Genomic DNA, 14,810 nt, shown 5'->3' with positions numbered 1-14,810 from the left:
ATCCGGTGACGGGGCGCCGTCGCGTCGGGCCCCTACGGGCGGGGTCCGGACGGACCCCGCCCGTCCGGGTCGTGCGCCTCCAGGAACTCCAGCCGGTTGCCGACCGGGTCCTCGGAGTAGAAGCGCCTGTGGCCCGGCAGGTCGCCGTCCCACACGACCCGCGCCCCGCGCTCCCGGAGTCTGCGCGCGTACTCCTCGATGCCGGTCACCCTGAGACCCGGGTGCGCCTTGCGGGCGGGCCGGAAGTCCTCCTCCACGCCGACGTGCAGCTGGACGGCTCCGGCGGCGAACCAGCAGCCGCCCCGGGCGGCGAGGACGGGTGGTTTGGGCAGCTCCGTCATGCCGAGGACGCCCTCGTAGTAGGCGCGCAGCGCGTCCTCGGAGCCGGGGGGCGCCGCGAGTTGCACGTGATCGACGGCGGTCAGCACGATCAGGTCTCCTTGCGGGCGATGGCGAAGATGCGGCGGAAGGGGAAGACGGTGCCGCGGGGGCCGGGCGGGTAGGCCTCGCGCAGCGCTTCGCGGTACTCGGCGAGGAAGGTCTCGACGGCCTCCCGGTCGTCGCCGAGGGCGGTCAGGACGGGCCTCAGGGCGGTGCCCTTGACCCAGTCGAGCACCGGGTCGGGTCCTTGCAGGAGCTGGTGGTAGGTGGTCTCCCACACGTCGACGGCGCACCCGAGCTCGGTGAATCGGGCGAGGTACTCGGCGGGTTCGAGGAGGTGGACGTAGCGCGCGCCGTGACCGGCGAGGCGCGAGTGCCAGCGCGGGGTGTCGCAGAGTTCGGCCAGCAGCCGGTGGCTGGGGGCGCCGAAGTTGCCGGGGATCTGGAAGGCGAAGGTGCCACCGGGCCGCAGCCCGTGGATCCAGGCCGCGAAGGACCCGGGATGGCTGGGCACCCACTGCAACGCGGCGTTGGAAACGATCAGGTCGTACGTCTCCTCGGGCATCCAGTCGGCGATGTCGCCGTGCCGGAAGTCGAGCCGGCCGCCGCCCGCGGTGGGACCGGCGTACTCCGCCGTGGCGCGGGCGAGCATCTCGGGCGACAGGTCGAAGCCGGTGATCCGGGCCTCGGGCCAGCGTTCGGCGAGGAGGGCGGTGACGTTGCCGGGGCCGCAGCCGAGGTCGGCGATGCGCAGGCCGGGGCTCTCGTCGGACTTCGCGGGAGGCGTGGGCAGCTCGGATATGCGCGTCAGAAGGTCGAGGAAGGGGCGGGTCCGGTGTCCCGCGTGCCGGAGGTACTGCTGGGGGTCCCAGGTGGGTGCGGACGGGGTGGAACCGTCCAGGGCCGGGGGGCGCACGGCCGGCGCGGTGTCGGAATGCATGTTCGAAGCCTCCCTACTGGTGGGGCGAGTGGAAGCGGAAGCCGTTCCGGCCACCTCCATGCCCCATGGTCGGCCAGAATATATCTCGAAGTCAAGATTCTTGATTTCAAGAGACTTCATGTCGACAGACCCCTTACACTGATCCGCATGGAGGACGAGGTCGACCGACTGGTCGCGGCATGGCGGCGAGAGCGCCCTGACCTCGACGTGGAACCGCTCGAGGTGCTCAGCCGGGTCAGCCGGCTCGCGCGCCACCTCGACCGCGCCCGCAGGCTGGCCTTCGCCGAGCACGGGCTGGAGCCGTGGGAGTTCGACGTGCTGACGTCGCTGCGGCGCGCCGGCGCCCCCTACCAGCTGTCCCCCGGGCAACTCCTGACGCAGACGCTCGTCACCTCGGGCACCATGACCAACCGCATCGACCGGCTCGCCAAGAAGGGCCTCGTCGAACGGCTTCCCGACCCCAACGACCGCCGGGGCGTACTGGTGCGGCTGACGCCGGAGGGGCGCGACCGCGCCGACCAGTCCCTCGCGGGTCTGCTGGCCCAGGAACGGGCGATCCTGGCCCAGCTCTCGACGGGGCAGCGCGGCGACCTCGCCGGGCTGCTACGCCAGTTGACCGCTCCGTTCGACAACGTCCCCGGGTAGACCCGCCAGTTCGGCGGGTCGTACGCCCGCCCGCCGGGCCAGGGCCACGGCCGCCAGCGTGGAGTGCACGCCCAGCTTGCCCAGCACGTTCTGCATGTGCGTGCGGACGGTGTGCGGGGACAGGAACAGCCTGGCCGCCACGTCCTTGCGGCCCAGCCCCGCCACCATGCAGCGGAGCACCTCGTGTTCCCTCGGGGTGAGGGACTCGACGAGCCGTTCGCTGTCCGTGCGGTGCTTGCGGGCGGCGGTGAGCTCCCGCAGCACCCCGGTGAGCAGCGCGGGCGGCAGGTGGGTCTCCTCGCGCAGCACCCCCCGGATGACGGCGAGCAGCCGGGACAGGGAGCAGTCCTTCGCCACCCACCCGGAGGCCCCGGCCTGCAGGGCCAGCGCGGCCCTGCGGGGATCGTCCCGTTCGGCGAGGACCACGGTGCGGACCCCGGGGTGGGTGACGCGCACCCCGGCGACCAGCGCGATCCCGTCCGGTCCGGGCGGTGGCCCGGAGCCCGGTTCCCGCTGGGCGGGCAGGGTCCCGGCGGCGGCGCCGAGGTCGGCGTCGACGAGCATGACGTCGAAGCGGCGGCCTTCCGCCACCGCGCGTTCGAGGCAGCGCGCGGCCGCGGGACCGCTGCCGGCCGCGGACACGTCCACGTCCGGCTCGGCCGCGAGCGCGGCTGCGAGGGACTCGGCGAAGATGCGGTGGTCGTCGACCACCAGAACCCGGATGCGAACCACAAAACCCCCAAGGGTCGGGGAACGGACGACTGCGGGTACGACGCCCGGACCAGGAGGTCCACAGGCCGTCGCAGCCGCCGCCGTGACTTCTGTGCACTACCCCGGACCGGACGCCGTACCCGGCGTGTCTCGACCCCTGAATCAACACCGGCCCCCACCGGTGTCACGCATCAGCGTAGGCCCGGGGCCGTCTCACGGTTGGCCGAATAGCAGAAGTTTTTGGAGCGATTTTCCGGTGGGTCGGTCCTGCACGGCGTTCGCGGTGGCTTGTTCTCGACGGTCCCGGAGGCCCGGAAGCTGATTTCCCGACCGGAGTGTGCCATCGGCAGTTGCACGGGGGACCTTTCACCCGGCGTACGCACGCCGGGCGCCCGCGCAGAGCGCCCGTGCACCGCGCTCGGCGCGCACGCGCACGCCCCCCGCACCGGTCGGGTGCGAGGGGCGTGCGGGGCGCGGTGCGCCGGGGCGGTACGGGGTCAGGAACGCTGTTCGCGGGCGAAGTTCCAGGCGTCCGTCACGATGTTGGTGAGGTCCGAGCGGGTCGGCGTCCAGCCGAGGCGCTCGTGTGCCGCCCGCGCGGACGCCACGAGCACCGCCGGGTCGCCGGCGCGGCGGGGGGCGACGACCTCCGGGATGTCCCGACCGGTGACCTTGCGGACGGTCTCGATCACCTCGCGGACCGAGAAGCCGCTGCCGTTGCCCAGGTTGCAGATCAGGTGCTCGCCGCCGGCCGCCACGTCCAGCGCCGACAGGTGGGCCTCCGCCAGGTCCGCGACGTGGATGTAGTCGCGCACGCAGGTGCCGTCCGGGGTCGGGTAGTCCTCGCCGAAGATCGAGATGGACTCGCGCTCGCCCAGGGCGACCTGGAGCACCAGCGGGATCAGGTGGGTCTCGGGGTCGTGCCGCTCGCCGAACTCCCGGTAGGCGCCGGCCACGTTGAAGTAGCGCAGCGAGACCGCCGCGAGGCCGTGCGCCGTGCACTCCCCCGCGATCATGTGGTCGACGGCCAGCTTGGAGGCGCCGTAGGGGTTGGTCGGCGCGGTCACCGAGTGCTCGGTCAGCGGGCCGTCGGCCGGCTCGCCGTACGTCGCGGCGGTCGAGGAGAAGATGAGCTTGCGGACGCCGGCCCCGCGCATCGCGTCGAGCAGGGCGAGGGTGCCGCCGACGTTGTTGTCCCAGTACTTGCCGGGATTGACGACGGATTCGCCGACCTGCGAGGAGGCCGCGAAGTGCAGGACCGCGTCGTAGGAGGCGTCCAGGTGCTGGGCGGCGTCCTGGATCCGGCCGTCGATCAGGGTGGCGCCGGCGGGGACCCCCGCGCCGAAGCCGGTGGAGAAGTTGTCGAGGACCGTTACCTCGTGGCCGGTTTCCAGGAGTCGGGCGGCGACCACGCTGCCCACATATCCGGCGCCACCGGTGACCAGGTACTTACTCACTCGCACTCCAACCTCTCGCGGACGCACGCGTACGCGCGTGCTGGTCTCTGGCTTACCGGATTCCGCGCGTCCGGGGAAATCGTCGCCGGGCGGGAGGCCTCATTCCGCGGCGGACCGGGGCATCGGGGGCAGCGCGGCCCGGTCGAGCAGGCCGGTGCGCGCGGCCAGCGCGGCCGCCTCCAGCCGTGATCCCACGCCCAGCTTCATCAGCACCCGCTGGACGTGCGTACGGGCCGTGCTCGGCGCGATGGCCATGCCGGCGGCGATGAGCCGGGTGTCCTCGCCCTCGGCGACCCGGACGAGCACCTCCACCTCGCGCGGCGTGAGCAGCCGCAGCAACCGGCTGCCCTCGTCGTCGGGCTGGGCGGCGGGGTTGAGGAGCTCGGCGAAGGCCCCCTGGAGCAACTGCGGGGCGATCGCGACCTCCCCCGACCGGGCCTTGGCCAGGGCCCGCTCCACTCCCTCGATGCGCTCGTCGTGGCGGACGTAGCCGGAGGCACCGGCGGCGAAGGCGGCGGCGATCCCGCGCGGGCTGGGCACCGGGCCCAGGACGACCACGGCGATCTGCGGGCGCTCCCGCTTGATCCGGGCGACGGGTTCGAAGATCCCGGGGTCGGCGGGGGTGGCGGTGCCGAACAGACAGACCTCCGGGGCGCGGCCGATGACCAGCTCCGCCGCTCCGGCAGTCGGCGCGGCGGCCGCGAGCACCCGGTGCCCGCGCAGTTTGAGCGCCGAGGCGAGCGCCTCGGCCAGCAGCCGGTGCTCGTCGACCACCATGACCCGTACGCCCATTAAGGCTCCCACCCCAGATCCTTCTGACCCGGCAAGCTACACGCTTGTTCGACGGGACGTGCCCGATACCGCGCAGAAGCCCCCGGAAGGGCGGGCCTTCCGGGGGCTTGCGCGCGTGCCGCGCGGCGGGTGCGGCGATCGGTTCGCGGTCGGTTCCCGATCAGCTCGCGGTGAAGGAGACGAAGAGGTACTCGGGGTCGGCCTTGTCCGAGTACGGCTTGCGGACGTTCGTGCGCGAGATGAAGAACTTGCCGTTGCCGTAGCGGAACTCGGAGTGGTCCGCCGAGAACTGGGCTTCGGCCCGCTGGCCCGTCTTCTCCGGCGGGTTCTCCATGAGGATGGTCTCCTTCATGGTCTTGCTGTCGATGCTGACGATCTGGCCGCCCTTGTTGTAGGGGGGCGACTTGTAGGCCAGGATGTTCGACCCGTCCATGCGCAGCGGGGTGATGGTGTAGCTCTCGCCCGCGTCGGCCCGGTCCGAGGTGGCCTTGCCGGTCTCCAGGTCGAAGGAGACGAGCTCGTTGGTGCGGCCGACGGAGGATCCGGAGCCCTGGTGCTCGTAGGTCGGCAGGTAGACCTTGCCGTTTCCGACGACCATCTTCGAGCACTGCTCGACCTCGGTGGCGGGGCACTCGGGCGCCCAGGTGCCGGCGGCGAGCGAGATGCGGCTCTTGAGCTGGCCCGCGTCGTCGACGACGAAGAGGTCGCTGACGCCGGTGGCGTTCTTGGCCGTGTCGCCGACGTCCGCGGCGACGACGAGCGGCTTCGTGGAGATGATGCCCGCCCACTCGATGCCCGGGGACAGCTTGTACGAGGACTTCGGCGCGCCGGTGACCGGGTCGAGGACCTGCGCGAGCAGGCTCTGGTTGGGGATCCGGCCGCACTTGCGCAGGACGGCGAGGGCCTCGCCGCCCGCGTAGCCGAGGTCGTAGCAGCCCTCGGAGTCGACCTTGGGCGTCCACAGGGACTTGCCGTCGGCGAGGTTCCAGGCGGCGCCGCCGCTGAGGCCGCCCGCGGCGACGGTCTGGCCGCTGATGGTGACCTCGCTGAAGGCCACGGGCTTGTCGCCGCCGGTGGAGGACTTGGCGTTGCCGGACCACAGCAGCTTGCCGGTGTTCAGGTCGATGACGCCGACCTGGTTGCACTGCGGGTACTTCTTGTCGGCGGACGGCATGGCCTCCTGGAAGAGGATGGCCGACTTGTTGTCGCTGACGTGCTTGGTCGCGCCGCAGACGTGGGCGGGGAGCGGGAGCTCCCACTTCTTGCCGCCGTCGACCAGGTTGTAGCCGACCACCTTCGCGACGTCGGACTTGACGTAGGTGGAGTCGGTCAGCCAGGAACCGTCGACGGAGATGACGTCCTCGGGCTTCGGGCTCGGGACGTTCAGCAGCGTCTTCGACTTGATGTTGGACGGGACCTTCTCGGTGCCGCCGGGGGCCGCGGGGGCCTTCGGGTCGGCCGAGCCGCTGGGGGTTCCGCCGTCGGCGGTGGTGGTGCCGCCCTCGCCGTCGCCGGAGACGTACCAGAAGCCGCCGCCGATGATGAGGGCCATCGCCACCAGCGCGGCGCCGACGATCATCAGCTGGGTGCGGACCACGTTGCCGCCGCCCGCGGGGGGCCCGGCCGGGATCTGCGCGGTGACCGGCTGCTGCGGGTGACCGTAGCCGGGCTGCTCCTGGGGGTAGCCGTAGCCGGGCTGCTGCTGGGGATACCCGTAACCGGGCTGTTGGGCGGGCGGCTGCGGGACGGTCGGGGGCGCCGACGGGGGCGGCGGGACCGGCTGGGGCGCGCCGAAGCCTCCCGACGGGGGCTGCTGCGGGGGCGGCGGGGTACTCATGGCGTGCTACTGCCTCTCGGTGGGCGGCTCGGTGGACTCGTTCACTTGCCGAAGGCCATCAGGAGCTTCTCGTCCTTGCCGTCGCCCCTCAGGTTGGTGACGGAGAGGAAGAAGCGCCCGTCCTCGTAGGCGGCGCGGGAGAACATGAAGGAGCCCTCGATCTTCGCGGCGGGGCCCGAGGGCAGCTTCAGGAGCACCTTGGGCGTGCCGCTGCCGGCCGGGAGCGACACGATCTCGCCGGGCTCGTCGAGGGCGCCCCTGCGGTAGGCGATCAGCTGACCGCCCGCGGCCTTGAGCGGGACGAAGCTCTTCTTGTCGCCCGCCTTGGTGCGCCACTTGGTCTTGCCGGTGTTGAGGTCGAAGGCGACGATCTCCGCGCTCGCGGTGTCCAGTTCCGCACCGGAGCCCAGGTAGACGGTGTCGCCGTCGACGACGGAGTTCCCGCAGTTCTGGAGGCCGTCGCTACTGCTGCTGCCACCGCAGTTGATCACGAAGTCGCCGTCACCGGAGAGGGAGTTGCGCTTCTGTCCCTTGTCGTCGAGGACGATGATGCCGCGCTGCTTGGTGTCGCGGTTCTGCGCGTCGATGACGGTCGGGCTGACGGAGTAGACGGCCTTGACCTGGAAGCCCTTGGGGAGCTTGTACGACCAGGTCTTCTTGCCGGTGTTCGGGTCGGCGTCCTGGATCTCGACGGTCTTGTCGGCGTCCAGGCACATGGCCACGGCGATCATCCTGCCGTTGCCCGCGGCGTAGTCGGTGGGCTTGCAGCCCTCGGGGCCCGCGTCGGAGAAGAGCTTGTCGCCGGTGCTCAGGCGGTGGGCGCTCTGACCGCCCATCCAGCCGAGGGCGACGGTGTCCCCGGTGAGGGTGACCGTGGTGTCGATGGCGGTCTTGAAGAGACCCTCCATGACGACTTCCTTGGTCCAGAGCTCCTTGCCGCCCTTGAGGTCGATGAGCTTCATCTGGTTGCAGTTGGAGTCGTCGTCGTTCTTGACGACCATGACGGTCCTGCCGTCGGGGGTGGTCTGACCGGTGAATCCGCAGATCTCCGTGCGGAGGTCGATCTTCCACTTCTCCTTGCCGTCGGCCACCGCGTAGGCCACGACGGACTTGTCGACGGTCTTGATGACGGAGTCACCGACCACCCACTGGCCCTTCGTCGGGATCCCGGCGCCGGGACCGTCCATCTTGACGGTCTTGAGCCAGAGCGCCTTGTCCTCGCCGCTCTTGCGGCCGGAGTTGAGGTCGGTCGGGAACGAGCCGCCGGCGCCGTTGCCGTCGCCCTTGTCCACGGAGGCCGAGGGGGAGGGCTTGTCGTCGACGGGCGCGGGGCTCTGCGCGACGGGCTCCTTGGCGGCCTTGTCGTCGTCCCCCGCGAGGAGGAACCAACCACCGGCGCCCAGTACGAGCACGCCGGCGACGGCGGCCGCGATCAGGACCTTGGCCCTGCTCCGGCCGGGCGGCGGCGGTACCGGGGGCATGCCCGGCGGGGGCGGGAATCCGTATCCGCCGTTCTGCACGTGCGGCTGCGGGACGGTCGGCGGCTGCTGGGCGTACGGGTTCGGCCCCTGCGGCGGGAATCCGTATCCCGGCTGCGGGGGGCCCGGCAGGTGGCCGTAACCGGAAGGTGACGGCGGCTGGTTCGGCGGCTGGGGCGGCTCGGTCATCAGCGCATACCTTCGGCGTCAGGCGGTGGGTCGGTCGGTAGAACGACCCTTTCTATCACTCGTGGCCGACACTCGACGGGCCGGTCCGACCCCTGTTCCCAAGGGAGGACCGGCCCGTGACTTGGCCGTTATCCGACCGGATCGTGTTCAAATCTGTCCGGACTCACGCGTCTTCGGCCAGTTCCAGCCAGCGCATCTCCAACTCGTCGCGCTCGGAAATCAGTTCCCTGAGCTCGGCGTCGAGCTTGGCGACCTTGTCGTAGTCCGTCGAGTTCTCGGCGATCTGCGCGTGCAGGTTCGACTCGCGGTCGGACATCTTGTTGAGCTGCCGCTCGATCTTCTGGAGCTCCTTCTTCGCGGCGCGCGAGTCCCCCGACGCGGAGGACTTCGCGGCCGGCGCCGGCGCCGCCGGGGCGGCCGCCTCGATCATCCGCTGCCGGCGCTCCAGGTACTCGTCGAGTCCGCGCGGCAGCATCCGCAGGGAGGCGTCGCCCAGCAGCGCCATCACCGTGTCGGTGGTGCGCTCGATGAAGAACCGGTCGTGGGAGATCACGATCATCGAGCCGGGCCAGCCGTCGAGCAGGTCCTCCAGCTGGGTCAGGGTCTCGATGTCGAGGTCGTTGGTGGGCTCGTCGAGGAACAGGACGTTGGGCTCGTCCATCAGCAGCCGCAGGATCTGCAGCCGCCTGCGCTCACCACCGGACAGGTCCCCGACCGGGGTCCACTGCTTCTCCTTGGTGAAGCCGAACTGCTCGCACAGCTGGCCCGCGGTCATCTCGCGGCCCTTGCCCAGGTCGACGCGGTCGCGGACCCGCTGGACGGCCTCCAGCACGCGCAGCGAGGGGTCGAGCTCGCCGACCTCCTGGGACAGGTAGGCCAGCTTGACGGTCTTGCCGACGCTGACCTTGCCCGCGGCGGGCTGGACGTCGCCCTGGGTGCGGGCGGCCTCGGCGAGCGCCCGCAGCAGCGAGGTCTTGCCGGCGCCGTTGACGCCGACGAGGCCCACGCGGTCGCCCGGCCCGAGGTGCCAGGTGAGGTGCTTGAGGAGCGTCTTGGGGCCGGCCTGGACCGTCACGTCCTCCAGGTCGAAGACCGTCTTGCCCAGGCGGGCGTTGGCGAACTTCATCAGCTCGGAGGTGTCGCGCGGCGGCGGCACGTCGGCGATGAGCTCGTTGGCCGCCTCGATGCGGTAGCGCGGCTTGGAGGTCCGGGCGGGGGCGCCGCGGCGCAGCCAGGCCAGCTCCTTGCGCATCAGGTTCTGCCGCTTGGACTCCTCGGTGGCGGCGATCCTGTCGCGCTCGGCGCGGGCGAAGACGTAGTCGCTGTAGCCGCCCTCGTACTCGTGGACGTCACCGCGCTGGACGTCCCACATGCGGGTGCAGACCTGGTCCAGGAACCAGCGGTCGTGGGTGACGCAGACGAGCGCGGAGCGGCGTTCCTGGAGGTGCTTGGCCAGCCAGGAGATGCCCTCGACGTCGAGGTGGTTGGTGGGCTCGTCGAGGACGAGGAGGTCCTGGTCGGCGATGAGCAGCTGGGCGAGCGCGATCCGGCGGCGCTCGCCGCCGGAGAGCGGGCCGATGACGGTGTCGAGGCCCTGGCCGAAGCCGGGCAGGTCGAGCCCGCCGAACAGGCCGGTGAGCACGTCGCGGATCTTCGCGTTGCCGGCCCACTCGTGGTCGGCCATGTCACGGATGATCTCGTGCCGGATGGTGGCGGAGGGGTCGAGCGAATCGTGCTGGGTGAGGACGCCCATGCGCAGGCCGCTGTTCTGGGTGACCCGACCGGTGTCGGGTTCCTCCAGCTTGGCGAGCATCCGGATGAGGGTGGTCTTGCCGTCGCCGTTGCGACCGACGACACCGATCCGGTCCCCCTCGGACACGCCGAGGGAGATGCCGTCGAGCAGGGTACGGGTGCCGTACACCTTGCTGACTGCCTCGACATTGACCAGATTGACGGCCATCAGACGCGCTCCAGGGAAGGGGTGTGGATCAGCCCCTCAGCCTAACCCTCCGGGCCGACCCCGACCGATCCACCAAAAGGGCGCCCGCGAGGGCCATGCCGATGGCGGCGGGCGCGGTCAGCGGCAGGGCGATCAGGGTGGCGCTGTGGCCCTCCAGGATTCCGCCGAGGCCGGTCATGGAGAGGCCGAGGATCCCGAGCAGGCCGAGCGTGATCCCGAGGGCGGCGACGGGACCGCTCCCGGGCGTCGGCGCGGGCGCCACGGGAGCCTCGAAGCGGCGGAAGCAGGCGACGAGCAGGGCCGTCACCAGGGCCGCGAGGAGGATCCGGGGCGGGACCTGCGCCCACCAGGCGGCGGTGGCCGGTTCGGGCAGTGCGAGGCCGAGGGCCAGCTGGGCGGCGTACACGCCGAGCATGGCGGTGAGGTGCCAGAGGAACGCGGTCATGGCGACGCCGTTGGCTGCGACGACGCGGCGCCAGACCCGCGGCCGCTCCAGCCAGGCCGTGGCGGGCCGCGCGCACAGTTGGACGGCGCCGACGAGCCACAGGCCGTGGCACAGCAGGGCGAGGGTGGGCGGGGCCATGTTCGACACCTTCTCCCCGGGCATCCCGACCATGGACAGCGGGTACGGCCCGAAGGCGACGAGCAGGACGGCCCCGGCGAGGCCGGCGGCGGCCAGGACGGCGGGGCGGGTGATGCGCCCGTCTGCGCGCAGGAAGCCGAGCTGGTGCACGGCCAGCCACACGAAGGCGAAGTTCAGGAACTCCACGTACGGGACGCCGAACGCGAAGCGCAGGACGTCCACCAGCGCGGCCGCCCCGGCGAGCCCGGCGAAGGCGGCCCAGCCGCGGCGCTCGTGGAGCTTCAGCAGGGGCGGGGTGAAGGCGACCATCGCGAGGTAGATCCCGATGAACCACAGCGGCTGGGTGACCAGCCGCAGCGCGGCGCCGGTCAGCCGTCCTCCGTCGAGGCCGGCGAGTTGGACGGCCAGCGCGAGGACGGTCCACACCAGGACGAAGACGAGGGTGGGCCGCAGCAGCCGTTGGAGGCGGGCCCGCAGGAAGGCGGCGTAGACGGGCCCGTCGGCCCTGCGGGCGAGGGAGCGGTACGAGAGGGCGTGCGCGAACCCGCCGACGAAGAAGAACACCGGCATGATCTGGAGCCCCCAGGTGAGCACCTGGAGCGGGGGCACGAGGGCGAGCAGGTTCCCGATGCCGTCCCCGGCGACGGCCGCCATCAACCAGTGGCCGAGCACGACCGTGCCGAGCGAGGCGACCCGGAGCAGGTCGACGTAGCGGTCCCGGGTCGCGGGGGTCGCGGCGGCCAGGTCGTGTGCGGTGGCTGTCATGTCCACCACGGTCGCGGGCGGGCGGTCGCGGCGACAGGGTACGGATACTCAGATCGCGCTGGGTACCGCGGCCGCCCGGCCGCCCGGCACGGTCAGGCCGGCAGCACCGTCGCGCCGGGGACGGGTCCCGACGCGGTACGGGTGGTGCGGCAGGTGCCCGAGGCCTCCAACGCGGCGGCGACCTTGGCGGCGCCCTCCGCGTCCCGGACCAGGAAGGCCGTCGTCGGTCCGGAGCCGGAGACCAGCGCGGCCAGCGCGCCGGCTCCGATGCCCGCCTCGAAGGTGTCGGCGAGCGCCGGGCGCAGCGACAGCGAGGCGGCCTGGAGGCCGTTGGACAGGGCGGGAGCGAGCCGGTCGGGGTCCCCCGAGGCGAGGGCCGCGAGGAGTTCCGGGGAGGGCTCCGGTTCCGGGACGGTGGTGCCCGCGGTCAGCCGGTCGAACTCGCGGAACACGGCCGGGGTGGACAGGCCGCCGTCGGCCACCGCGAACACCCAGTGGAAGGAGCCCGCGTCGACCGGGGTGAGCAGCTCGCCCCGGCCGGTCCCGAGGGCCGCGCCGCCGAGCAGGCTGAAGGGGACGTCGCTGCCCAGTTCGGCGCACATGGCGAGGAGTTCCGTACGCGGGGTGTCCAACCCCCACAGGGTGTCGCAGGCCAGCAGCGCGGCCGCGCCGTCGGCGCTGCCGCCCGCCATGCCGCCCGCGACGGGGATGTTCTTCGCGATGTGGAGGTGGACGGCGGGCTCGATGCCCGCCCGCGCCGCGAGGGCCTCGGCGGCCCGGGCGGCGAGGTTGGTGCGGTCCAGGGGCACCTGGTCGGCGTCCGGCCCCTCGCAGGTGACGGTCGGTTCCCCGGCGGGGGTGGCCGTCACCTCGTCGAACAGGGAGACGGCGAGGAAGACCGTCGCGAGGGGGTGGAAGCCGTCGGGGCGGGCGGCGCCCACCCCGAGCTGCACGTTGACCTTCGCGGGGACCCGTACGGTCACGCTCACAGGGCGGGCCTCTCCGCGGCGGGCTTGTGCTCGGCGATGGCGGCGAACTCCTCGACCGTGAGGGACTCGCCGCGCGCCTGCGGGGACACGCCGGCGGCGACGAGCGCCGCCTCGGCGCCCGCGGCCGAACCGGCCCAGCCGGCCAGGGCGGCGCGCAGGGTCTTGCGGCGCTGCGCGAAGGCGGCGTCGACGACCGCGAAGACCTCGGCCTTGGAGGCGGTCGTCTTCACGGGCTCGGTGCGGCGCACCAGCGAGACCAGTCCGGAGTCGACGTTCGGCGCGGGCCAGAACACCTTGCGGCCGATGGACCCGGCGCGCTTGACGTGCGCGTACCAGTTGGCCTTGACGGAGGGGACCCCGTACACCTTGTTGCCGGGCTCGGCGGCGAGCCGGTCGGCGACCTCGGCCTGGACCATGACGAGGGTCCGCTCGATGGTCGGGAAACGGTCGAGCATGGTCAGCAGCACCGGAACGGCCACGTTGTACGGCAGGTTCGCGACGAGCGCGGTCGGCGGCGGCCCGGGCAGCTCCTTGACCAGCATGGCGTCGGAGTGGACCAGTGCGAAGCGGTCGACCTTCGCGGGCATCCGGGCCTCGATGGTGGCGGGCAGGGCGGCGGCCAGGATGTCGTCGATCTCGACGGCGACGACCCGGTCGGCGGCCTCCAGCAGCGCGAGCGTCAGCGAGCCGAGCCCAGGACCGACCTCGACGACCACGTCGTCCGGGCGCACCTCGGCGGTGCGGACGATGCGGCGGACCGTGTTGGCGTCGATGACGAAGTTCTGGCCCTTCTGCTTCGTCGGCCGGACGCCGAGTACGGCGGCCAGTTCCCGGATGTCGGCCGGCCCGAGGAGGGCGTCGGAAGGGGTCTCGTGGGGCTGCTGCTCTGCGGTGCTCACCGGTAAAGCCTACGGCCGCAGTGCGGCCACGGACTCGCCCCCCGCTGCACGTAGAGCTTCTTGGCCCGGTAGGTCTGCTCGGAGCCCGACGCGTCCTGCGGGCGGCCGCTGCCGCCGAGGCCCTGCCAGGTGCGCACGTCGAACTGGTAGAGGCCGCCGTAGGTCCCCGAGGGGTCGGTGGCCGAGGCCCGACCGCCGGACTCGCAGTGGGCCAGCGCCCCCCAGTCGAGGCCGTCCGCGCCGGCGACGGAGTTCGGGAGCTGCTTCGTACCGACCTTCACGAGCTGGCCGACGGGCTCCCGGACCACCTCCTCGGCGATCTTCCGGGGCTGCTGGCGGACCCCGTTGACGGTGCGCAGGCTGTACGTGACCCGGCGCGCGCCGGGCCGCCCGGCCCGCTCCACGACCTCGGTCCCGGCGAACAGGTCGGCGTCCTCGACCCGCTCGGTCGTGAAGGGGATGCGCTCCTCGCGGACCTCGCGGGTCCCGGTGATGCGCAGCACCGTGACGACCTGGCCGTCGCGGGGGAACTCGCCGGGCGGGACCGAGGTGGTGTCCTGGCCGCCCAGGGTGATGCCGGCCTGGTCCAGGGCCTCCTGGACGGTGGCGGCGTTGGTGCGGATGGTGCGTTCACGGCCGTCGGCCATGAAGGTGATGCCGCGTTCCGTGCGGACGCCGAGCGTCAGGCCGGCGCGGGGGACGGGGGCGGTGCGGGGCAGCGTGAGGAAGGCGCCCTCGACGCGGACGCCGAGCTGGCGCAGGGCGGCCTCGACGGTGCGGGCGGTGGTCCACAGCCGGCGGGTCCGGCCGTCGAGGGTCAGTTCCAGGGGGCGGCCGTAGCGGACGACGATCTCCTCGCCGTCGCCGAGGGCGGAGCCCCGGGCGGGGGCGACGAGGTCGTGGGGGCCGACGCCGAGGCCTTCGGCGGCGAGCAGGGCGTCGACGCTGCCGGCGAAGGTGTGGAGGCTGCGGGGGACGCCGTCGACGGTGAGCAGGACCGCCTTGTCGGCGGCGACGAAGGCCGTGGTGCCGCCCGCCAGGACCGCCACGACGAGGGCCTGCGGGACGATGCGCCGCCAGCTGTCGCGGGCCGTCGCGCCCTTGCGGCCCCGGCCGGCGGCCCGCCGGCCGGTCCCGTCGCCGCGCCCGCCCCCGTCGTCGGGCGCGCCGCCCTGGGCCGGGAC

The 14,810-nt window shown here is 72.6% G+C and carries 13 protein-coding genes; 1 reads left to right on the top strand and 12 read right to left on the bottom strand.

The window, feature by feature from the left end; genetic code table 11:
• Nucleotides 1–32: 32 nt before the first annotated feature.
• Both ACFVS6_RS42085 and ACFVS6_RS42080 read right to left on the bottom strand, forming a co-directional pair.
• Nucleotides 33–428, bottom strand: coding sequence for a VOC family protein (locus ACFVS6_RS42085; protein ID WP_389711831.1), 396 nt, complete (start codon nt 426–428; stop codon nt 33–35).
• Between the two features lie 2 nt (nt 429–430).
• The gene (locus ACFVS6_RS42080; protein WP_389711830.1) at nt 431–1,321 is read right to left on the bottom strand and encodes a trans-aconitate 2-methyltransferase; all 891 of its coding nucleotides are present in this window, start codon (nt 1,319–1,321) and stop codon (nt 431–433) included.
• Between the two features lie 147 nt (nt 1,322–1,468).
• On the opposite strand from ACFVS6_RS42080, the gene ACFVS6_RS42075 reads away from it, so the two are divergent.
• Nucleotides 1,469–1,966 carry a MarR family winged helix-turn-helix transcriptional regulator gene (locus ACFVS6_RS42075; protein WP_389711829.1) on the top strand — a complete coding sequence of 166 codons (498 nt, stop codon included), beginning with the start codon at nt 1,469–1,471 and terminating at the stop codon, nt 1,964–1,966.
• Here ACFVS6_RS42075 and ACFVS6_RS42070 read toward each other — a convergent pair.
• The 10 genes from ACFVS6_RS42070 to ACFVS6_RS42025 all read right to left on the bottom strand — a co-directional run.
• Nucleotides 1,925–2,698, bottom strand: a complete 774-nt coding sequence (locus ACFVS6_RS42070; protein ID WP_389711828.1) for a LuxR C-terminal-related transcriptional regulator — start codon at nt 2,696–2,698, stop codon at nt 1,925–1,927. The two genes, ACFVS6_RS42075 and ACFVS6_RS42070, sit on opposite strands and share 42 nt — an antisense overlap.
• A gap of 476 nt (nt 2,699–3,174) precedes the next feature.
• Entirely contained in the window at nt 3,175–4,134 is a 960-nt protein-coding gene (gene galE, locus ACFVS6_RS42065) for a UDP-glucose 4-epimerase GalE (RefSeq protein WP_389711827.1), read from the bottom strand.
• 99 nt (nt 4,135–4,233) lie between these two features.
• Complete coding sequence (locus tag ACFVS6_RS42060; RefSeq protein ID WP_389711832.1) at nt 4,234–4,926, bottom strand: response regulator transcription factor; 693 nt, start codon at nt 4,924–4,926, stop codon at nt 4,234–4,236.
• A 160-nt stretch (nt 4,927–5,086) separates the two neighbouring features.
• Nucleotides 5,087–6,763, bottom strand: coding sequence for a PQQ-binding-like beta-propeller repeat protein (locus ACFVS6_RS42055; protein ID WP_389711826.1), 1,677 nt, complete (start codon nt 6,761–6,763; stop codon nt 5,087–5,089).
• Nucleotides 6,764–6,804: 41 nt separating this feature from the next.
• Nucleotides 6,805–8,430 carry a PQQ-binding-like beta-propeller repeat protein gene (locus ACFVS6_RS42050; protein ID WP_389711825.1) on the bottom strand — a complete coding sequence of 542 codons (1,626 nt, stop codon included), beginning with the start codon at nt 8,428–8,430 and terminating at the stop codon, nt 6,805–6,807.
• Between the two features lie 163 nt (nt 8,431–8,593).
• Nucleotides 8,594–10,390: an ABC-F family ATP-binding cassette domain-containing protein gene (locus ACFVS6_RS42045; protein ID WP_281208804.1), complete on the bottom strand. Its 1,797-nt coding sequence runs from the start codon at nt 10,388–10,390 to the stop codon at nt 8,594–8,596.
• A 28-nt stretch (nt 10,391–10,418) separates the two neighbouring features.
• On the bottom strand, nt 10,419–11,738 hold the full coding sequence (locus ACFVS6_RS42040; RefSeq protein ID WP_389711824.1) for an acyltransferase: 1,320 nt from the start codon (nt 11,736–11,738) through the stop codon (nt 10,419–10,421).
• A 92-nt stretch (nt 11,739–11,830) separates the two neighbouring features.
• Entirely contained in the window at nt 11,831–12,727 is an 897-nt protein-coding gene (locus tag ACFVS6_RS42035; protein WP_389711823.1) for a 4-(cytidine 5'-diphospho)-2-C-methyl-D-erythritol kinase, read from the bottom strand.
• Entirely contained in the window at nt 12,724–13,626 is a 903-nt protein-coding gene (gene rsmA, locus ACFVS6_RS42030) for a 16S rRNA (adenine(1518)-N(6)/adenine(1519)-N(6))-dimethyltransferase RsmA (protein ID WP_389711821.1), read from the bottom strand. Before rsmA ends, ACFVS6_RS42035 begins: the two co-directional genes overlap by 4 nt.
• The coding region (locus ACFVS6_RS42025) for a ubiquitin-like domain-containing protein (protein WP_389711820.1) at nt 13,623–14,810 on the bottom strand (1,188 nt) is incomplete at its 5' end. The genes rsmA and ACFVS6_RS42025, both read right to left, overlap by 4 nt.

This window comes from Streptomyces sp. NPDC057939, assembly GCF_042887545.1.
Lineage (GTDB): Bacteria > Actinomycetota > Actinomycetes > Streptomycetales > Streptomycetaceae > Streptomyces.
This window is presented reverse-complemented; position numbering and strand designations above follow the sequence as displayed.